The organism is Microcoleus sp. w1-18aA5 (assembly GCF_036701705.1).
Lineage (GTDB): Bacteria > Cyanobacteriota > Cyanobacteriia > Cyanobacteriales > Microcoleaceae > Microcoleus.
The window spans coordinates 1-20,866 of sequence record NZ_JAUPTE010000100.1 but is presented as its reverse complement, the minus strand read 5'-3'; the positions used below and the strand labels follow the sequence as shown (position 1 = coordinate 20,866).

17 protein-coding genes are annotated in these 20,866 nt (G+C 45.9%); 10 read left to right on the top strand and 7 right to left on the bottom strand.

The genetic code is table 11. From position 1 onward, the window contains the following. Positions 1-417: 417 nt before the first annotated feature. Together Q5691_RS24835 and Q5691_RS24830 are read right to left on the bottom strand one after the other, a co-directional pair. Positions 418-729: a PIN domain-containing protein gene (locus Q5691_RS24835; RefSeq protein ID WP_333192683.1), complete on the bottom strand. Its 312-nt coding sequence runs from the start codon at positions 727-729 to the stop codon at positions 418-420. Continuing rightward, positions 726-995 (bottom strand): type II toxin-antitoxin system VapB family antitoxin, encoded by a 270-nt coding sequence (locus Q5691_RS24830; RefSeq protein ID WP_333347729.1) that lies wholly within the window; start codon positions 993-995, stop codon positions 726-728. The genes Q5691_RS24835 and Q5691_RS24830 overlap by 4 nt, the downstream gene beginning before the upstream one ends. Positions 996-1,188: 193 nt before the next feature. Here Q5691_RS24830 and Q5691_RS24825 point away from each other — a divergent pair, with 193 nt between their 5' ends. The 5 genes from Q5691_RS24825 to Q5691_RS24805 all read left to right on the top strand — a co-directional run bounded on the left by Q5691_RS24825 (position 1,189) and on the right by Q5691_RS24805 (position 6,339). Continuing rightward, entirely contained in the window at positions 1,189-4,146 is a 2,958-nt protein-coding gene (locus Q5691_RS24825) for a leucine-rich repeat domain-containing protein (RefSeq protein WP_333347726.1), read from the top strand. Beyond that, entirely contained in the window at positions 4,133-4,468 is a 336-nt protein-coding gene (locus tag Q5691_RS24820) for a DUF6883 domain-containing protein (RefSeq protein ID WP_333347723.1), read from the top strand. Before Q5691_RS24825 ends, Q5691_RS24820 begins: the two co-directional genes overlap by 14 nt. A gap of 3 nt (positions 4,469-4,471) precedes the next feature. Further along, positions 4,472-5,173 carry a DUF4926 domain-containing protein gene (locus Q5691_RS24815; protein ID WP_333347720.1) on the top strand — a complete coding sequence of 234 codons (702 nt, stop codon included), beginning with the start codon at positions 4,472-4,474 and terminating at the stop codon, positions 5,171-5,173. A gap of 75 nt (positions 5,174-5,248) precedes the next feature. Continuing rightward, positions 5,249-5,761 (top strand): dihydrofolate reductase family protein, encoded by a 513-nt coding sequence (locus tag Q5691_RS24810; protein WP_333050650.1) that lies wholly within the window; start codon positions 5,249-5,251, stop codon positions 5,759-5,761. Between the two features lie 245 nt (positions 5,762-6,006). Further along, positions 6,007-6,339: a hypothetical protein gene (locus Q5691_RS24805; RefSeq protein ID WP_333347717.1), complete on the top strand. Its 333-nt coding sequence runs from the start codon at positions 6,007-6,009 to the stop codon at positions 6,337-6,339. A gap of 83 nt (positions 6,340-6,422) precedes the next feature. Here the strand turns inward: Q5691_RS24805 and ileS are convergent, their stop codons facing one another. The 3 genes from ileS to Q5691_RS24790 form a co-directional block, all read right to left on the bottom strand. After that, complete coding sequence (gene ileS / locus Q5691_RS24800; protein ID WP_333347715.1) at positions 6,423-10,013, bottom strand: isoleucine--tRNA ligase; 3,591 nt, start codon at positions 10,011-10,013, stop codon at positions 6,423-6,425. 262 nt (positions 10,014-10,275) lie between these two features. Then, complete coding sequence (locus Q5691_RS24795; RefSeq protein WP_333347712.1) at positions 10,276-10,839, bottom strand: Uma2 family endonuclease; 564 nt, start codon at positions 10,837-10,839, stop codon at positions 10,276-10,278. A 213-nt stretch (positions 10,840-11,052) separates the two neighbouring features. Continuing rightward, entirely contained in the window at positions 11,053-11,463 is a 411-nt protein-coding gene (locus tag Q5691_RS24790; RefSeq protein ID WP_333213439.1) for an Npun_F0494 family protein, read from the bottom strand. Between the two features lie 242 nt (positions 11,464-11,705). Between Q5691_RS24790 and Q5691_RS24785 the strand changes: the two genes are divergently transcribed. Further along, entirely contained in the window at positions 11,706-13,331 is a 1,626-nt protein-coding gene (locus Q5691_RS24785) for a tetratricopeptide repeat protein (RefSeq protein WP_333347709.1), read from the top strand. A gap of 54 nt (positions 13,332-13,385) precedes the next feature. Here Q5691_RS24785 and Q5691_RS24780 read toward each other — a convergent pair whose 3' ends face one another. After that, the gene (locus Q5691_RS24780; protein WP_333308258.1) at positions 13,386-13,625 is read right to left on the bottom strand and encodes a type II toxin-antitoxin system HicA family toxin; all 240 of its coding nucleotides are present in this window, start codon (positions 13,623-13,625) and stop codon (positions 13,386-13,388) included. Further along, the gene (locus Q5691_RS24775; protein ID WP_333308260.1) at positions 13,618-13,884 is read right to left on the bottom strand and encodes a type II toxin-antitoxin system HicB family antitoxin; all 267 of its coding nucleotides are present in this window, start codon (positions 13,882-13,884) and stop codon (positions 13,618-13,620) included. Before Q5691_RS24775 ends, Q5691_RS24780 begins: the two co-directional genes overlap by 8 nt. Before the next feature lie 157 nt (positions 13,885-14,041). Here Q5691_RS24775 and Q5691_RS24770 point away from each other — a divergent pair, with 157 nt between their 5' ends. The 4 genes from Q5691_RS24770 (at position 14,042) to Q5691_RS24755 (ending at position 20,842) form a co-directional block, all read left to right on the top strand. After that, positions 14,042-15,532 carry a catalase gene (locus Q5691_RS24770; protein ID WP_333347706.1) on the top strand — a complete coding sequence of 497 codons (1,491 nt, stop codon included), beginning with the start codon at positions 14,042-14,044 and terminating at the stop codon, positions 15,530-15,532. Between the two features lie 253 nt (positions 15,533-15,785). Then, the gene (locus tag Q5691_RS24765; RefSeq protein WP_333213443.1) at positions 15,786-16,226 is read left to right on the top strand and encodes a peroxiredoxin; all 441 of its coding nucleotides are present in this window, start codon (positions 15,786-15,788) and stop codon (positions 16,224-16,226) included. A gap of 541 nt (positions 16,227-16,767) precedes the next feature. Next, entirely contained in the window at positions 16,768-19,422 is a 2,655-nt protein-coding gene (locus Q5691_RS24760) for a C39 family peptidase (RefSeq protein WP_333347703.1), read from the top strand. Positions 19,423-19,996: 574 nt separating this feature from the next. Beyond that, complete coding sequence (locus tag Q5691_RS24755) at positions 19,997-20,842, top strand: DUF4347 domain-containing protein (protein ID WP_333347701.1); 846 nt, start codon at positions 19,997-19,999, stop codon at positions 20,840-20,842. Positions 20,843-20,866: the final 24 nt, after the last annotated feature.

The window sequence follows — 20,866 nt, the reverse complement described above, 5'->3', positions numbered from 1 at the left end:
TATGGCTCAAGCCCAACGTCTGGCGGGATTTGGCCTTAAACTAATTAAGGAGTTGTTTAGAATGAAATAGCCCTGGCTTGATCGATGGCGATCAAATATTTAATGGACGAGAATGTTACGCCCATTTACGCTACACAACTTCGGCGAAAACGCCCTGATTTAGTAGTTTGGGCAGTGGGCTAAATTGGTACACCACCAAAAAACACTCTCGATGCGGAGATTAATGCTTGGCGTTATTACGATCGCCATCACGAAGAAATCGATCGCATTATTGTTTGTCATCAAACCGATGATTAAATCGATTAAGTTTAAGAAAACCAGTTTTCGATTGCCAAGTCTTGAAAGTTTGCATAATCAGCAACATTTCGTGTCACCAGAATCAGATTATTGACTTGAGCGATCGCTGCAATTTGCCCATCAGCATAAGACGGTGTAAGCCCGATCGGGATGAGTCTTGCTCGTTAAGAAAGCGAACCACTCAGCCGCTTCTTGGGTGTAGGGCAAAATCGGTAATTTTACTTTCACTTCTTCCTGAAGATAAGCTTCGATCGCACTGCGACGCTTAGAATCTGGCATTCGATAACAGCCCAGCAGAACTTCATGCCAAACGATCGAGGCGATCGCCACTGTGGATTTTGCCTCAATTAGTTTAGTCATCACATTCGCATTCGGAAGAGGACGAACAGGTTCGGAGATAATGTTGGTATCGAGTAAATAACGCAGCGTCATTCAAAGATGACCTCGCGTCCTGCAAAAGTTCGATCGCGAACTTCTCCCCAAATTTCATCAGGATTTAAACCGAGTTCGTGCAGTTGATATTTTTCACGAAATGCACTGAGAGATTCTCCAAAGCTAAGTTCGAGATTCTGTGGCTGTTTGCGGCGTTGAATGTATTCGCGCAAGGCGATTTCAACTAGAGTCTCGATCTCAATTTCTCCCTCAAGTTCGATCGCCTCTTGCAGCAGTGCCGTATCCACATTCAGGCTCGTCACCATTGGCTTTCCTCTTTTAACGGTTATTTTATTATAGTTGTGATGTCTCGCTCAGAAACCGGGTTTTTGCCCAGAAGACGCATGACAGTGTAGAAACAAAAAAAACCCGGTTTCTTTGATTGTGACGCGCGGGAAACTCCCCACCAAGCAAAAAATCCTGTCACAATAAAATGAATCCTACCGAGAGACAAAGGGCATGACGCGAGAGGAAGCAGTGCGGCGAATTGACCGGGCAGCCGAGGAAAAATTGACGGAACTGGATTTGTCGGGGCTGGGCTTGGAGGAATTGCCGCCGGAGATTGGTAAGTGCACGCAGCTTGAGACGTTGGTTTTGGGGAAGGTGGAGAAATGGGGATGGGTTGATGAGAAACCGACTCCGGAACTAATCACCAATCAATTAAGCGCACTGCCGGAGGAATTGCGCTCGCTGGAAAATTTGCGATCGATCGACCTCAGTGGCAATCCATTCAGAAAAATGCCAGAATTGCTGCTGGAAATGAAGAAATTAGAGAATTTAGATTTAACTAGCATTAGTTTAACAAAAATTCCAGATGCGATCGTCCAACTGTCGAATCTGACAGGGCTTGTCCTCCATAACAATCAGATCACTCAAATCCCAGATACGATCGGGCTACTGTCGAATCTGGCACAGCTTGACCTTAGTAATAATCAGATTACCTTCATCCCAGAAGCGCTCTGCCAACTGTCGAATCTGACACAGCTTGTCCTCCATAACAATCAGATTACCTTCATCCCAGAGGCGCTCTGCCAACTGTCGAATCTGACACAGCTTGTCCTCAATGACAATCAGATTACCTTCATCCCAAAGGCGATCGGGCAACTGTCCAATCTGACACGGCTTTCCCTCGCTATCAATCAGATTACCGTCATCCCAGAAGCGATCGGGCAACTGTCAAATCTGACACAGCTTTCCCTCGGTATCAATCAGATTACCGTCATCCCAGAAGCGATCGGGCAACTGTCAAATCTGACAAGGCTTTCCCTCTATAACAATCAGATTACTGTCATCCCAGAGGCGATCGGTCAACTATCGAATCTGAGACAGCTTTACCTCAGTAACAATCAGATTACCGAAATTCCAGATGCGATTGCCCAACTTTCCAATTTGACACTGCTTGACCTCCGTTACAATCAGATCGCCCAAATCCCAGAAGCTATCGCCCAACTGTTTAATCTGACACTGCTTTTCCTCAATAGCAATCAGATTACCAACATCCCAGATGCGATCGGCCAACTGTTAAATTTGACATGGCTTTCTGTTAGCAACAATCAGATTACCAAAATCCCAGAAGCGATCGCCCAATTATCCAATCTGACACAGCTTTCCGTCAGTAACAATCAGATTGAAACTATTCCTGAATTCTTGGAAACACTGCCACAACTTAAATACCTCGACCTCCGCGACAATCCCCTGCCCATTTCTCCAGAAGTTCTCGGCGACAAAGAAAATCCCGGTACTTCCACCGCCATCTTCAACTACCTGCGCCAACTCCGCAGCGGCGAAGTTTTCCCCCTCAACGAAGCCAAAGTTCTTTTCGTCGGGCAAAGCAGCGTCGGCAAAACCTCCCTGATCAACCGCCTCACCGACAACAAATACAACCCCAATGAGCCCCAAACCGATGGACTCAACATCACAGACTGGAAAATTACAGTCAACACCAAACCAGTCAAACTCAATGTCTGGGACTTCGGCGGACAAGAAATCTACCACCACACCCACCAATTTTTCCTTACCAAACGCAGCCTCTATCTGCTGGTGTGCAACTGCCGCGACAACGAAAAGACAAACTGCGTGGAAGAGTGGCTGAAACTGATCGAAAGCTTCGGCGACGCCTCCCCCGTCATCATCGTCGGCAACAAGTGCGACGAACAACCCCTGGATCTCAACCGCAAAGCCTTGCGCGACAAATATCCCAACATCAAAGCCATTATCGAAACTTCCTGCAAAAGCGGAACCGGCATCGACGAACTCCGCAGCGCCATCCACACGGAAATCTCCCAACTCAAAGAAGTCTACGATCTTTTGCCGCTAAGCTGGTTCCAAGTCAAGCAGCGCCTGGAAAACCTCGACAAAGACATCATCAGCATCAGCGAATACGCCACCATCTGCGCCACAGAAAACATCCTGGCAGAAACCGACCAAACCCAACTAATCGGACTGCTGCACAACCTAGGCATTGTCCTCAACTTCCGCGAACACCCGATCCTGCAATCCACCAACATCCTCAATCCCCACTGGGTGACAGAAGGCATCTATGCCCTCCTCAGCGACGACGCACTCAAAGTCAAAACCAAAGGCATTCTCACCTACGCCGACCTCAGCCGCATCCTAGATTCAACTAAATATCCCAGCCACCGCTACCACTGCCTCACCGGGTTGATGGAGGAATTTGAACTCTGCTTCCCCGTCAGCCATTGTCCCGCGCCGACTTTCCTCATCCCCGGCATCTTGCCCAAAGAACAACCGCAAAACACCCAACTCCAAGGCGAAACCCTGGAATTTCAATATCACTACCGCATCCTCCACGACAGCATCCTCTCGCGCTTCATCGTCCTCATGCACGAGAAAATCCACAAATGCACCCACTGGCGCACGGGGGTTATGCTGGAGTACAGGGAAGGCGCTGAAGTATACAACATCGCCCGGATCAAATCTGACCCGGAAGATAAGAAAATCTTTATTGCCGTTAGCGGGCGGGAATCGACGCGGCGTTCTTTCCTCAGCATGATTCGCGATACGTTTACCAAAATCCACAATTCTTTTGCCAATCTGGAAATCAGTCAATGGGTGCCGGTTCCCGGTTATCCCGATGCCGATCCGCTGGATTATGATGAATTGCTAGGGCTGGAGGATATGGGCGAGAATACAGTGCGTGTCGGCAAACTTAAACTCAAACTCGATTTGCGACAGTTGCTGGATGGGTATGAGTCGATCGAACTTCGGCGCAAAAAGCAAATGGGCGGCGAGGGAAATTTTATTCTAGAAGAGGGTTATCCTGGAATTAACATTCACGTTCATCAAAACAATGATCGCAGTTCTAAAACAACTCATCAAAACGGGCGCGGCGATAACTTTGGGGGCGATCGAATTCAAGGCGACAAGATAATGGGCAATTCCGATGAAACTCCCTAATGCTGAAGCTGCGTTTATTGATATTCACAAACTTCGGGACTATAGCTTGAACATCCAGCACGATCGGGGAAAACACAAAGCTCGGTTATTTCTTGCTATCCTAGGGTTAAGTGCTGAAGATGCCGAAGAACTGGAATTTATCCTGTTAGAAGCGATTCAAATCTATGATGCTATCTCCTCCAGCCAAGATGAATACGGTCAACGCTATCTGGTCGATTTCCCCCTAACCCGCAATGGAAACACCGCAACAATTCGCAGCACTTGGATTGTCCGTTCTACAGAAACGTTCCCCCGACTTACTAGCTGTTACATTCGGAGGTAAATTATGGTAAAGGTGATCGTCAAGTTACAATTACTCGATGTTGTTGCCATCAAAGAAGATTTACCCGATGCTAATTTACTTGCAGGTCAAGTGGGTACGATCGTCGAGGTTTTAGCTCCAGAAGTTTACGAAGTCGAATTCAGCGACGACGATGGACAAACTTATGCAATGTTGCCACTACACAGCAGTCAACTGTTACAACTAAAATATAAGTCTACAGCAGAAAATACCTCCATGTCTCATACTATTCATCAATACGGTCAAGGCGATAATATTGGCGGTGATAAAGTTGGAGGTGATAAAGTTGGAGGCGATAAAGTTGATAACTCGCAAGCCAACAACCTAGAAGGCGCTAATGTTTCCGGTGTTATCGGCCGCGACAATGCCCAAGCTAGCAATAGCCAATTTAACCAAAACAATAACGCCAATACGGCAGAAATCCTGAAACTGATTTCCTCGATGCGTGAAACCGCCGAGCAGTTTCCCGAAGACATCCGCGAGGGGATAATTATTGATATTGAAGATGTCGAAACCGAAATCAAGAAACCGGAAAACCAAAGGAATAAAACCAAATTAAATAGAAGGTTAACAGCTATTTTAGCGGCGGTAACGGCGATCGCAATTCCGATCGCAGGCGTGACTGATTTTGCTAATACGGCGATCGATGTCAGCAACAAACTGGGTATCGAACTCAAGCTACCGTGAGGACGCTAAATCATTTAAAATTAAGGTGATTCTGGCGATAATCGCCCCAATCATTCCAAAAAGCTCGGTGTTATCATGCGTAAAATTGTACTATTCATTGCATCTAGTCTGGACGGTTATATCGCGCGATCGAATGGTGATATTGACTGGCTTTTTACAGACCAAAATTACGGTTACAGTAACTTCTTAGATAGCATCGATACGGTTCTCATGGGTCGGAAAACTTACGAACAAGTTCTAACTTTTGGCGAGTATCCGTACCAGGAAAAAAAGAGTTATGTTTTTACAAAAAATCTAGATTTTCAAGCCACTTCTGATGTCGAAGTGGTAACAGATTTAGAGAGTTTTGTCAATGATTTGCGCTTGCTTGAGGGCAAGAATATTTGGTTGGTGGGAGGTTCTCTGCTGATTCGCGATTTCCTGAATCAAAATTTTGTCAACGAAGTGATTCTGTCGGTGCACCCGATTATTCTGGGCGAGGGAATTCCTTTATTTGTTAATCCCATAAATACTACAGCTTTGCAGTTAACTGGATGTCAGACATACAGTTCTGGTATGGTTCAGCTATCTTATGATGTCGCGACTTGAGGGCGTGTTCAATTTTTAAGTGGCTTCTAACTGAGATGTTGCACCATTGTCAATAATCCTTTTAGGAACAGGCAAGATGCCTGTTCCACAAGAAAATTTATCTCTTGTGGAACGGGCATCTTGCCCGTTCTTGAGAATAGTGCCACATCTCAGTTGTCACATACTGTCAGTTGGTTATCAAAAAAGGTAAGATAGGAATAAGTAAGTTATTTATCGATATCTTATGTCGGCCAGAGATGTTTTTCATGAAGTTGTCAAAACAGCTTTGGAATAGATCGCAAATGATGAAATGTGTTTGCTGCTTGTTGCTATTAATATCTTTTTTCGGGGTCGCGCTTCCTGCTGAGGCCTCTGTATGCCGCAATTATCAAGGAAGCGAGATTTGCATTGTCGATATCAAACGCAGTGCAAAAAATTATTGGGAATACAGGGTAATTCTGAGTGTTGATGGAGTGAAACAGCCTCTGGAAGTCTACAATTGCCGCGATCGCACTACAGTTAAGAAAGATGGAACTGTTTTGGCGTTTGGACAAAACAACCCTGGTGAAATCGTCTGCCGTTTTTTTAATCAGAAATAAGTAAATGAAGTTATTGTAGGGTGCGCTTCGGGGTGAATGTGGCTACCACAAACTCAAGAATTTTTCCCGAAGCGCAGCCTACGTTAGAATTTGTCGTCTACTGCTGAAACGCAGCGTTCGCAAATTAGCGGATGTTCGATCGACTCGCTGACGTGAGTCGAGTAATTCCAGCAGCGATCGCACTTTTCCCCGTCTGCTTTCACTACACCAATCGCCAACTCTGGAGACTGATAACTGTACGGCAATTCCTGCAGGATTGCATTCGATTCTACCAATTCCACTTCCGAAGTAATGAACAAATAGCGCAGTTCGTCTACACCGTTGCCGGTCATTGTAGAATCGTGGGTTACAGCTATTTCAGTAGGAATTTCTGGTTTGGGCTCGATCGCCACTAATTCTGCTTCCGGGATTTGGGGTGTTTCTACAAACACTTTTTCGGCTGGGGCTGTTTGTACGATCGCCTGTGTTTCTTCTACAAGCACAAGCGCTGTATCTAATGCCGGTGCGAGTACGATCGCCTTTGTTTCTGCAAGTACAAGCGCTGTACTCCGGCCCACCATATCTGCTGTCAGGAAATCAATTTGTTCTGCAATTTTTTGACGGTTGGCGGCAAACAGCAAGTGACGGAAAGCAAACCAGATTGTAAATAAGATGCCGATGACTTCCAATAAGCCTCCCAAAAGCGGAATCTGATTCATCGTATCCAAAATCGCCAGCGTTACTCGGCCCGTTACTAACACAGAGGCTAACAGCCCAAGTGTTACCAACACTTTTTGGTATTCTGTAAAAAAGTTGCCCGCGTATTCAGGCAAATTAGCTACAAACTCGGCGGCTTGATCTAAGATTGGCTGCGAATCTGAAGCCGACAGTTCAGGGACAGAATACTCTACTATCTGAGAAGGTCGATCGCCCTTTTCTATCGTTTCTGCCTCAACATAAACTGTGTTTTCTGTCAAGACTTTGGCAACTTTTGCCGCTTGTTCTTCCTGTTTATCTTGTGCTGCTTTTGCTTTCTCCTCTGCGGCTAACTCGATGACGGAATTTTGCGATCGCACATAATCCACCAATTCTTCGCTGCTGGGATTCAAAGCTTGCAATTGCTGTCTTTTCTCAACATCGGGAACGTACAATAAAACCTTAGCTTCCAAAGAAGAACCGATCGCCTTTTCAATCCTGGCTTTTTCCAAAACCTTGTTAACTTCGCCGCGCACTTGCCGCAAATACTGCCAGCGAGTAGCCAATTCTGGATTGTGCCATGAAGCATCAATTTGCACCCAGCCGGCTTCAAATACTGACTTGTAAGGAGTCGGATAGGGAAGGTATTGCCAAATATCCTCAGCCATGTGACACAAAACAGGTGCGATCGCCCTTGCTAAATTCTCCACAGCAATTGCAATCACCGTCTGACAACTGCGGCGGCGACGGGTATCTGTCGCGCTGATGTAAAGTCTGTCTTTGGCAATATCCAAGTAAAAATTTGACAAATCCACCGTGCAAAAATTCTGCACAGTTTGGAAAAATCGGGAGAATTGGAAGCTTTCAAAAGCATCTTGGACTTCCGCAAAAACCTCGCCCATTCTGTGCAACATATAGCGATCGAGTTCCGGCAATTCCTCGTAAGCAACGGCATCCTTTGCCGGATCGAAGTCGTGCAAATTACCCAGCAAAAACTTAGCTGTATTGCGAATTTTGCGGTAAACATCCGACTGCTGTTTGAGAATGTTTTTGCCCAAAGGCACGTCTGCCGAGTAGTCTACCGAAGATACCCACAACCGCAAAACATCGGCTCCATATTCCTTAATTACTGTCGCCGGATCGACGACATTGCCTTCAGATTTGCTCTGCTTCCTGCCTTTTTCATCGAGTACAAAACCGTGAGTCAAAACTGTTTTGTAAGGAGCAACGCCGTTAGTTGCTACACTGGTCAGCAAGCTGGATTGAAACCAGCCGCGATGTTGGTCTGAACCTTCCAAATAAATATCAGCAGGATAGTTTAATTCCGATCGACCTTTTGCAACTGCGGCCCAAGAAGAACCGGAGTCAAACCATACATCCATCGTGTCGGTTCCCTTGCGGTAAGTGCGACCGTTATTGCGGTAAGATTCGGGGAGTAATTCGGCGATCGACAATTCCCACCAAGCATCGGAACCTTTCTCCGCAAAGATGGCTTGCACGTGGGCGATCGTTTCTTCATTTAACAGCGGTTCGTTGGTTTCTTCGTCGTAGAATACGGGAATCGGAACGCCCCAAGTCCGCTGGCGGGAGATGCACCAATCCGATCGATCGCTAACCATTGCAGTAATCCGATTTTCCCCTTGGGCGGGAATCCAATTCACCTCGGCAATCGCTTTTAGGGCTTCATCGCGGAACCCTTCAACGGAGGCAAACCACTGTTCCGTCGCCCGAAAAATAGTCGGCTTTTTCGTCCGCCAATCGTAAGGATAAGAGTGAGCGTAACTTTCCTCTTTAATCAAACAATTTGCTTCCGCAAGGGCATCAATCACTGCGGCATTGCCGTTTCCGAGGACATTTAAACCTGCGAACTGTCCGGCTTCTGCGGTGAAATTTCCGTTCTCGTCTACGGGTGTTAAAACTGGCAACCCGCAGCGTTTTCCTACTATAAAGTCTTCTTGTCCATGTCCCGGTGCGGTGTGTACTAATCCCGTCCCGGAATCAGCGGTAATGTAGTCGCCACCGGCAACAATTGGACTTTCGCGATCGAACAGCGGGTGTTTGTAGCTGCAACCTTCTAATTCTTTGCCTTTGAAGGTGGCAAGTATTTTTAATTCAGTGTTAAAAGTTGCCGACAGCCGATCGACCGCATCGACAGCTACTAACATAAATTGTTGGGCGATGTGGGAATTTGCCGGCGGTTCCACCACGGCATAAGTCAGTTCGGGATTGACTGCGATCGCCAAGTTTGCCGGAATCGTCCAGGGGGTAGTCGTCCAAATCGCCGCCCAGAGGCTCGGCATATAGCGCTTGAGCTTCGACTGCAAAGATTTTGACAGTTTTTTCACATGAAAGCCCACGTAGATGCTGCGCGACGTGTGGCCTTCGGGATATTCCAATTCCGCTTCGGCGAGGGCTGTTTTCGAGCTCGGACTCCAGTGAACAGGTTTGAAGCCGCGGTAGATGTAGCCTTTGAGCACCATTTGACCGAAAACGCCGATTTGGGCGGCTTCGTATTCGGGTTTCAGGGTTAAATACGGGTGTTCCCAGTCGCCCCAAACGCCGTAGCGCTGGAAGGATTCGCGCTGCTGTTCCATTGTTTGCTGCGCGAAGGCGGAGGCTTTGCGGCGGAGTTCGATCGGCGTAAGACTTAGCCGCTCCTCCGATTTCATGTTCTGCAATACTTTAAGTTCGATCGGCAATCCGTGACAATCCCAACCTGGCACGTAGCGGACTTTTTTGCCGCGCAGCATTTGGTAGCGGTTTATAAAGTCTTTGAGGATTTTGTTGAGGGCGTGGCCGATGTGAAGTTGTCCGTTGGCGTAGGGGGGCCCGTCGTGGAGGATGAACAAATCGCCTGGGTTATTTTCCGAGAGGCGATCGTAGATTTCTTGATCTGCCCAAAATTGTTGCAATTCTGGTTCGCGCTTGACGGCGTTGGCGCGCATATCAAACTTGGTTTTGGGCAGGTTTACCGTGTCTTTGTAAGATTTAGCTTCCATTTTTGACAAACGTTTTATGTAGTTAGTTGTTAGTAGTTAGCGGTTATTTGAGTGATGATATCAAGTCCGGTTAAATAATCATAATTAAGTTTGTAGTGACAACTTTAGTCATCTCTCGTCATTGAAGAGCTGACAACTAGATATTTTAGTATAAGCGATCGACCGCACATTAGATCGAACCAAATCCATAGAGATCTCTCTCTTCTCTTCCTCTGCGCCCTCTGCGCCCTCTGCGGTTAATCATTCATAAATCTAGGTGGCGCTACTCAGTCAGCCAACTGAACATTTCAGCGACGGTGAGATTAAAGGATTCGGCAAAGGTGGGAACGGGGATGCGATCGCCCGGTTCTTCAAAAACTGCTAAGGTGCGATCGGCAAAATAGACAAATACCAGTTCTTCTTCCGGGTCAATCAACCAGCCCATCTGGGTTCCGTGGCCGAGACTGTGGAGAATGTTGCGGACGACTTTAGTTTGACTTTGGTCGAGGGAAAGAATTTCGATTGTCCAGTCGGGGGCGATGGCGAAAGTGTTTGCTACTTCGCCGTTTTCGTCGCGGGGAATGCGTTCCCAGGTAAAGACTGCAAGATCCGGTACTGTCGATCGACCTCCAAAGGTACAGCGCAATTCTGGATAGGCGCGGGCGATGCGTTGCGGTTTGAGTACCCGGTTAATGTCAGCACCCAAATCGCTTTGAATAGTGCTGTGTTTTCCTTGGGGCATAGGTTTCTGGATAATTTGACCATCAATGAATTCGCTGGCGGGTTTGGTTTCCGACAGTTGGAGAAATTCCTCAAGACTCAAAGGTTTAGAAGCGGTTTGAACCATTATTTTTATTTGATTTAAGTTTAATTTGTATTAGTTAAGCGATCGCGCATTTAATTTATACTCACATCTCTCAAGAACAGGCAAGATGCCTGTTCCACAAAGAGTAAATTTGTTTGTGGGGTGGATTTCTTCAAACTCTTGTGGGGTTGGCCATCCTAGCCCGCCCAAAAGCTCAAATTTTAAGGTTCAACCACTTATTAGCCGCCATTCCGGTTATACAAATAGTCCCAACCCGCGGCTAACGGCATTTCCCATGCGATCGCACAATGACGCGGCCGGCACTCCCTGTCCTTCCTGTTCCCATTTTTCCACGAGTTGGCGGCCTAGGGGCGTGAGGCGAAAACTGTCGGTAATCCCTTGTCCGTCTACTTCCCGTCGCAACACGCCGACTTGGATCAGCCACAGTAGCGAGTTTTCGGCTACGAGTTCGGATACGGGCGATCGAGTGTAGCCGCTTTCGACACCGGAATTTGAGGCGATCGCAGTTAGGAAAACACTGTTATCGCGGATGGTCTGGAAGAAGTGTAATTGAAAAGGGCTGCACCGGACGGCGCGATCGGCTCTTTTGACAGTGCGATCGGGATAACTAATAGATTTAAACGCTTCGGATGGGATAAAAGTCATTGCGAGAAACTGGAAATAGGTACTATATTTTTTATTGTTACAGATTTATAGTCAAAGTGCAGTTGTGAAAAATCTACTAAAGTTATGGGGTTGAACAAAAATGTTTTTAGGCATAAACTTTTCTGAGTTCATAACTGTCTGAGGCTTGTGCATTTCCCATCAACTGGTTTAGAGAAACCCTGGCTGGTAGCTTGAGAGAAGAAGTAGAATGAACTTAACTGCGTTGGAAAGGAAGAAAGATTATGCCTTTACCGAAAGTGCCTCAAAAATTCTTGCCCAAGTTAACCTCAGTTTTTTTATTGTTATACGTGGCGGCAACACTGCCGTTGCTTGCCAATCGCCTCACTTCTTTTGCTTATATTGTTCAAGCGGCTGTGCAGAAAAAGCAAAATGCAGAAAATGAAGCAACAGAGAGTTTGAGGCAGGCGATTCAACCTAATTTTTGGGATGCGACTATTTACCAAACTCTCGGCTTTCACTTCAGCGATCGGGGAAAATCAGAGGAAGCGATCGCAGCTTACCGCCAAGCCATCCAAATAGATCCAAACTTTGCCGCAGCTTATGAAAATCTGGGTGGTGCACTGTTTTTGCAAGGCAAACCAGATGAAGCAATCGCAGCTTACCGCCAAGCAATTCAAATCGATCCAAACTTTGCCGAAGCTTATAAAAATCTGGGTGGTGGGCTGTTTTTGCAAGGCAAATTAGATGAAGAGATCGCAACTTACCACCAAGCCATCAAAGTTAACCCTCAGTGGGTTTGGGCTTACAACAAACTTGGTAATACGCTGTCCTACCAAGGCAAACTCGATGAAGCGATCGTAGCTTACCGCCAAGCCATCCAAATAGATTCAAACTATGCCGAAGCTTATAACAATCTTGGTAATGCGCTTTTCAACCAAGGCCAACCACAGGAAGCGATCGCAGCTTACCGCCAAGCCATCCAAATAGATCCAAACGATGCCGAAGCTTACAAAAATTTAGGTTGGATTTTACATAAACAGGGAAGATTAGACGAGGCGATCGCAGCTTACCGCCAAGCTATTCAACTCAATCTCAAGAATAACCAAGCGGACAACAATTTCACCGAGAGGATAAGCGCATCCCTCCAAAATATTAGGGTTAATTTATTAATAAAAGAAACCAAGCGGCTCTTAGCTATGCGGAAAAATCCGCAATTTTCCGAAATTCCTGAGGGATTGCCCAGTTTAAAAGATGAACCTTTAGTTTCATTAAAGCGCTCTGTTGTCCGAGTTATTATTAAAAATTCTCCCGAGTTACAGTCGGTTACTGGCTGGGTAGTAAAACGGCAGGGAAACAAAGCTTGGATTGTGACCAAGCGCTTGGTGAAAACGACTGACAAAACTAAGCTCCAGAGTGATCCAGAAATCGAAGTTGAATTTTACAGTAAACCGAAATCTGGCGAATTCCGCAAGCGGAAACCCGCTAAGATTGCTAAAATTACTGCTGCCTCTGACCAGCTAGATTTAGCTTTACTTGAAGTCACGAACATTCCGAAGAATATTAAGCCTTTAGCCAGAGCCTCAGCCTCTGTTCCCCTCCACTCACCTACCCACATTATTGGATATTCTGACGACACCAATGATGATTGGACAGTTGCAACAGGAAAAGTCATCAACAAGAGCGATCGAGAGTTACAAATATCTGCAATTTCAGTTATAGTTAATGCTGGCAGTCCCGTATTAGATCGGCAAAATCGCGTTGTTGCCATTGGGCAGGGAAGTCGTTATACCATTAGCATTACTCGATCCCAGAATCAAGAGCCGATTCGACGACCTGCTACCAATACTGCTCTTGCTTTTCCGATACAATTAGTTACAAAACAACTGAAAGATTGGGGTATTGATTAGGAAACTGCTGTCCAGTAAAATTGCTAATTCAATCCCTGACTAATAAAGGCAGACTTAACTAATCATCCCCTCAATTTCTGGATCGGTAAACCCAAATTGTCTGAAAATCCGCAACACATAAGCTGGTGACATTTCCCCAGCACCGATATCAATCGGAACAATCCTTTTTCTGCCTTCAATTTCACGCATATACAAACTATGATCCCCTTTCCCCTCTCGGTAAAACTGACATCCGTTTTGTTCTAAAATCTTAATTAATGCTTTAGGTTTTAAAGATGGAATGTTTTTAGGCATAAACTTTCCTTAACTCATAACTATCTGAGTTTTCGGTATCTTCTAAAGTCAGAAACTCGTGTAATTCATTAATAGAAAGAGGACTGAGATGAACATCAGACTCTGATTCATAAACTTCGGAAAATGACTCAATAGCTTGTTTTAGTTTATCAATTGATTCTTCGGGAGTATTTCCTTGTCCCACTAAGCCATTTTCTAAACACAAAGAAACCCAATAATTAGCACTTTTTTTGAGAATTACAGTGTAGAAATCAATCATATTTTATTGAGAAATTAGTTTTAATGGACTCAGCCAATTTTGAAAACACACTAATAATTTAACACACAGTCGCCGATCGGAGAATTACCACCGCAGAAACACCTGGATCCCAGAAAGGTATAGAATACCTAGGATGCAGCCATCAATATTACCTACTATGACAGAAGACAAAACATTGACAACCGCTAGCGGAATTCCGGTTGCAGATAACCAGAATTCCTTGACAGCAGGTGAACGCGGGCCTATCCTCATGCAGGATTTTCACCTGATGGAAAAACTGGCTCACTTCAACCGGGAACGCATTCCTGAGCGCGTTGTCCATGCAAAAGGAGCCGCTGCATTTGGCACGTTCACCGTCACCAATGACATTACTCGCTACACCAAAGCTCAGCTATTCTCAGAAGTGGGCAAAGAAACTCAGGTTCTCCTCCGTTTCTCTACCGTAGGCGGGGAACAAGGTTCAGCGGATGCCGAACGTGACCCCAGAGGTTTTTCGATCAAGTTCTACACCGAAGAAGGAAACTGGGATTTAGTAGGCAATAACACGCCTGTTTTCTTCATCCGCGATCCGCTCAAATTCCCTGATTTGATCCATACCCAAAAGCGCCATCCCCAAACGCATCTCAAAGATGCTGACGCCAAGTGGGATTTCTGGTCGTTGAGTCCAGAAGCTTTGCATCAGATAACTATTCTGTTTTCCGATCGCGGTACGCCGAAAAACCACCGCCACATGGACGGTTTTGGCAGCCATACGTTCAGCCTAATCAATGCTCAAGGAGAACGGGTTTGGTGCAAATTCCACTTCAAAACCATGCAAGGTATTGATAATTTCACCGCCGAAGAAGCGACGCAGATCAAAGGCGAAGACCCCGATCATGCGACTCGCGACTTGTTTGAGGCGATCGACCAAGGTAATTATCCCAAGTGGCGGTTTTGCATTCAAGTAATGACCGAAGCCCAAGCTGCAGAGTATCGCGAAAACCCCTTTGACTTGACAAAAGTGTGGAAGCACTCAGAGTTTCCGTTAATTGACGTGGGAATTCTTGAACTCAATCGCAATCCACAAAACTTTTTTGCTGAGGTGGAACAGGCGGCATTTTCTCCTTCTAATGTCGTTCCAGGTATTAGCTTCTCTCCAGACAAAGTGTTGCAATCTCGCATCATGTCTTATCCAGATGCTCAACGCTACCGTCTCGGTGCAAACTATCAACAATTGCCTGTCAATCAACCAAAGTGTCCCGTGATGCACTATCAACGGGATGGCGCAATGGCACCGGGTAACAACGGTGGTAGCGGGCCGAACTACGAACCCAACAGCCACGAGGATGCTCCGAAGCAAAACTGTGTTTATGCTGACCCAGCTTGGGACTTAGGAAATGTCAAAGTCGATCGCTACGATCACCGTAAGGGCAATGACGATTACACCCAAGCAGGAGACCTTTATCGCTTGATGAAACCCGACGCACAGCAGCGGCTTATAGCTAACATTGTGGAAAGTTTGAGTGCAGCAAAACCGGAGATTCAGATGCGCCAACTGTGCCATTTTTTCCGCGCAGATCCGAATTATGGCCGCCAAGTCGCAGAAGGTTTAGGAATTGCGATCGATCCGTCTATGATGGCCGCTGCTGGTCAACCGGTTGGTATGTAGAACCCCCGAACATTCAATTAGACATCTACTTTTTAGCAGATGTCTATTGAAACTATGCGTGTAACAGGGACTCTTAGCCCCGTCTTAGGTGTAAATTAAATGCAGTAAAGCTTAACGTCATGGAGTTGGGGGCGATTAAGAGCGGGATAGCTTCGCTTCACGCGATTTTTAACAAATGTCTCTTGGAAAGGCACAGAACCAAGTAAAATAACTTGAGGAACTGCAAGAAAAACCAAACAAGGAAAACCAAACTATGACTTTACCAATTGGCTGTGCCGCTCCTCAATTTACCGCCAAAGACACCAACGGCAAAACCGTCTCCCTCTCCGAATTCGCCGGTAAAACCGTAATCCTGTATTTCTACCCCAAAGATGACACCCCCGGCTGCACCAGACAAGCCCAAAGCTTCAAAGCAGCCCATGAAGAATACAAGGGAAAAGATATTGTAGTTCTCGGTGTCAGCCGAGACAACGAAGAATCGCATCAAAAGTTTACAGAGAAATACGGTTTGCCTTTTCAGCTATTAGCAGATGTTGATGGCACTATTACCAAAGCTTACGATGTCGAGAAAGGTGATTATGCCAAGCGCGTCACCTTCGTCATCGACGGTAACGGCAAAATCATTCAAGTTTATGAAGGAGAAAATCTGAAAGTTGACTCTCACGCTCAAGATATTCTGGTCACTATAGTTTAGTCGCAGTTTAGTCGAAATTTAGCCGCTCGCACTAACACTCCTGCACGCACCAAACGGCTAAAAACCCGGTTCCTTCCTAGATCCTAGTTGCTATAGGCAATATTCTCCTAGGAACCGGGTTTTTTTCGTAAGTCCTGACCGAAAGCATCCAGGATACAAGCCCCACGCATTCATCCGTGGGGTCAATGCTTCAATTCTAAAATCTAAAATCTAAAATCTAAAATCGATTGACTCAGCCAGTGAGGGGTCAAAGGTACAGGGGGAAGCAACTTACTCGAACTAAATTCTTTCCCTCAAAACTTACACCACAAATCCGCTTAACCAGGCATATATTCGGTTAAGGTGCTTATTCTACGCCTAAAGTGAGATTTGTGGGGCAACTCCCGCCAATAATTAAAAACTTATGCTGGAAAAGGCATTAACCGCCCGTAGGCTAAATCTAGGGGGGATTTTGTCCTGGTTCAGGTCATTGTGTTTAATAAAATCAGAAGTTATCCTTGCTTTAGCTGAATAATTAAGTAGGTAGGTAGGGGGATAGATAATGACAAACAGCAACATTATTTTAAGTTACTTAGGCCCGCGAGAAATTGAGGTCAATAGAGCCGCTGTCTTAGTTGGCACTTTTGACAAAAATCTAGTGGCAGCGATTTCAGCAACAGAAGGCTCAAATGCCCTGAATGTAGGGATAAATCTCTCTAGAGGCATTTGGAACATCAGTTTAGAAAAAGGATTCGATAGCACAGGAACTCGCACAGTGCAGGTGAGGGCAACTGATAAGACCGGCAAAGTTATCGGCCAACAAACAATTAACATCAAAGTTAATCCTGCTTCTGGGTCACCTGCTCAATTTTTCACTTTAATTACTCTCACAGATACCAAATTCAAAGCCGGAACACTACCCGCGAGCAATCTCAACGAGCTGCAAAAAGCGGACATACCAGCAGGGAAAATTTATCAAGTTAGCGACTACGAGTTAGAAGACGGACATCTGAATGTTCAACTAAATAATCCAATTTATCCGGTGGGAAAGTCCGGCTTTTTCTACGAAAAACACGTACTCATCACCAAAGGCGCAAAAGTTCTCATATTCGATCGCGCCGAGTTGCCGGTTCCGCCGCCTGGAATGCAGTTACTGTGGGTGATCAAAAAGACCTGGTTAAAGTTCACCCCTGCAGATTCTGGAACTTTAGGACCAACTCAGAAATTACAATTTAACGCGGGAGAAACTTTCAATCTTCTTGGCTACGCTTGCGTGGAAAACCATTTCCGAGTCGCTTTTGCAGCAGCAGTTCCTAACTTAGGAACTTCGGGATTTCTGTACTGGCTGCACGTCCAAATTTTGCGAGACGGCAGGGGAATTGAGTATGATAGAAATGCGGTTACGATGACTGTAATCAAAACGACTGTGTTTAAAAAGCAGCCAATAAATGCCGCTAGCCTGCCACCCCAAGAAAAAATTACCTTGCCGGCGGGAATGATTTACGGAATTGCCGGATTCTTGATCGAACAAAGCCACATTAAAGTCTCGCTGACCGAGAATTTGCCACAATTTGGCAATACAGGTTTCATTTATCCCGATTTTGTGCAATTCAGCCGCGGTGGCAAATCTTTTAATCCCGCTGTGAATTTAACTTATCAAGGGCCGTCAGAAGTTTTAGTCAATCAGCCGATCGTCCTTCGGGGTACTTTTGACCGGCAACAAGCAGCAAAAATTGAGGTGATAGCTGAGGATACATTGCCCCTAAGCGTCACGCTAAACCAAACTGCCAGCACTTGGGAAGTTAATTTGTCTAAAGGATTTAGCGTAGCGGGAGCTCGGTGGCTCAGGTTGCGGGCAACTGATAGCAAAGGTAACGTTACTGGCAGCCAAATAATTTACATTACCGTAACTTCCGATCCGCTAACTGTCGGAAAAGGTTTGACCTTAAAAATAGTTTCTGACACTTTGTTTAAGGTAGCTCCCCTTGATTCTTCCCGGCTCAACAATCAGCAAAAAGTTTTTGTCAAAGCAGGCCAGACTTTGGCCGTTAGCAAATACGGATTTATTGACGGGCATCTCAAGGTGGTTCTGGATTCAGCAATTTGGCCTGTCGGCACTTTTGGCTATTTTTATGAACCCGACGTTCAGTTGGCCAAAGGTACTCAAATCCTAAAATTTAACCTGGCTGACGTACCGAATAGCAACGTCAGCGCTCAACTTTTGGTAACTCAAACAACTCAGATTAAAGCTAAGCCCGAAGATTCATCGAAACTGCCTGCTGATCAAGTTGCTGACCTACTTTTAGGCACTACCTATGCCATTACTGGTTATGCCTGCATTTTGGGGCATTTCCGAGTAACTCTAGCCGAATCTATTCCCGGTTTTGGCAATATCGGATTTATTTATTGGCAGGACGTTAAAATTAAAAAAGACGGCAAAGAAGTTCCCTTTGACCCCGATGCTTTGACGATGACAATCCTGCAAGCAACTGTCTTTAAAAAACGGCCGGTAGATTCTTCTAGCCTGAGCAGTACCGAGAAAACTACGCTGCCTTTAGGTCGAGTTTACGGCGTTAACAGCTACGGTGCGGAAGGATCTCACCTGAAAGTTTCCCTGACTGAAGAACTGCCGAATTTTGGCAATACAGGTTATGTTTTTCCTAGTTTTGTTCAGTTCAAGCGGGGAGATAAAATTTTCGATCCGGTTCCGAACAATGTGGAATTGAACGTGCCGTATTTTTCGCAGCGGGACAATCCGCGTTTTGACTGGTCTACTTGCAACGTAACTTCGATCGCCATGGTGCTTTATTATTATGGCCTTCGTTCTCAGTGGGGCGGACAGTTGGAGGATGAGTTGTTGCAGTGGTGTTTCGACTATGCCGGCCAGGGTTCTCAAACGGATCACAGTGTGCTTTCGGCGCTGATTCAGGCCTACGGGTTTAAGACGAGTTTTAGTACGACTCGCAAATGGGCCGAGGTGCGATCGGAATTGCTAAATCGGCGGCCAGTAGTTTTAGCCGGAGATTTTACTGCGGCTGGTCACATTCTTACTGTAATTGGCTACAATTCTCAGGGTTATATCGTGCAAGATCCTTGGGGAAATGCACTCACTGGTTACAGCGATACTGAGGGGAGGAAGTTGATGTATCCCTACAGTTACGTCAATCAAGTTGCTGGGCCAGATGGGAATGTGTGGGCGCATTTTATCTATCCATAAGCTTTTTAGGTGCGATCGAGATTGCGACAGTCGATCCGGCTAGGGCTGGCAGTGCATTTGTGTCAATTTACAGCAGATTGCAGATTTATAGGTACTATCAATATCCCCGTAGGGACACGGCATTGCCGTGTCCCTACCTCTATTAGATATATCGTTTGTATCGCAGTCTCGATCGCCCGCAATATTACTTAATAATTTGAGCTATTTTCATGGGTAAAAATTTACATAGATTTCTGAAAAAATATTAGGGTTGGTACAACTTTTACACGATCTAATGAAAAGTCGATGAGAAGTCGATGAGAACTCACTCAAGTTCTCAAATAGCCACCTGATTTAATAAAAATACGGTAGAAAGTGCGATCGACCCGATTTGCATATCCCTCATTCTTTGTAGGGGCAATCCCCCCGTGGTTGCCCTCGTGGGCGGGGGGGAGGCACTCTTGGCACTCCCAAGGTCGATCGAGGGACTATTTATCAATACATCTTTATCAAAAATTTACAGATTTGTATGCAATCAACAGTTATGATTGCATACAAATTTTCAGTCTTTTTTAAACCAGGAATAGGTGGTGTGATGCCAAATTTTAATTGTCAAGTTTCAGGAAGTGCGATCGCCTTTATCGATTCTCAAGTTGAAGATTATCAAAGTTTGATTGCCGGGGTAACACCGGGTACGGAAGTAGTGGTTTTGGATGGGAACAGGGATGCGATCGACCAAATTACCGAAGTTTTGGGCGATCGCAGCAGTATAGATAGCATTCACATCATTTCTCACGGATCTCCCGGCAGCTTACAACTGGGCAAAACCAGATTGTGTTCTGACAATCTGGAAACTTATTCCAAGCAATTTCAGCAGTGGGGAAGCGCTTTAAATCTGGGTGCGGACATTCTGATTTACGGTTGCAATGTCGCATTGACATCCTTCACCTTCATCCAGCGCATCGCCCAACTCACAAATACCAACGTTGCCGCCTCCAAAAACCTCACCGGAAGTGCAGCAAAAGGTGGCGACTGGAAGCTGGAAGTCACAACCGGGAAAATAGCAGCCTCTTTAGCATTTCGGCCCGAAGTTCTAGCAGCATACAGCCATGTTCTCTCCACCTTCAGTGAAGCTAGGAACTATAATGTCGGCAACAAGCCTGTTGACATGGGTACGGGCGACTTGAACGGCGACGGTTTCCTAGACTTAGCCGTGGTCAACGAGGGTTCCAATATTTCCATATTGTTGGGGACGGGTACTACGGGAAGCTTTGGTACTGCTACCACCTTATTTGACCCACCTGACGAGATTCCCTTTGGCATTGTAGTGCGCGACTTTAATGGAGACGGCAAACTCGATTTAGCTGTAGGGAATGCCAGTTTCGTTTGGGAGCATCCCGGTTTTGCGCTTTTGAGCATCAAACGGATATTGATCCGTTAAGGTAGGCGCACCGAAGCTTAAGCA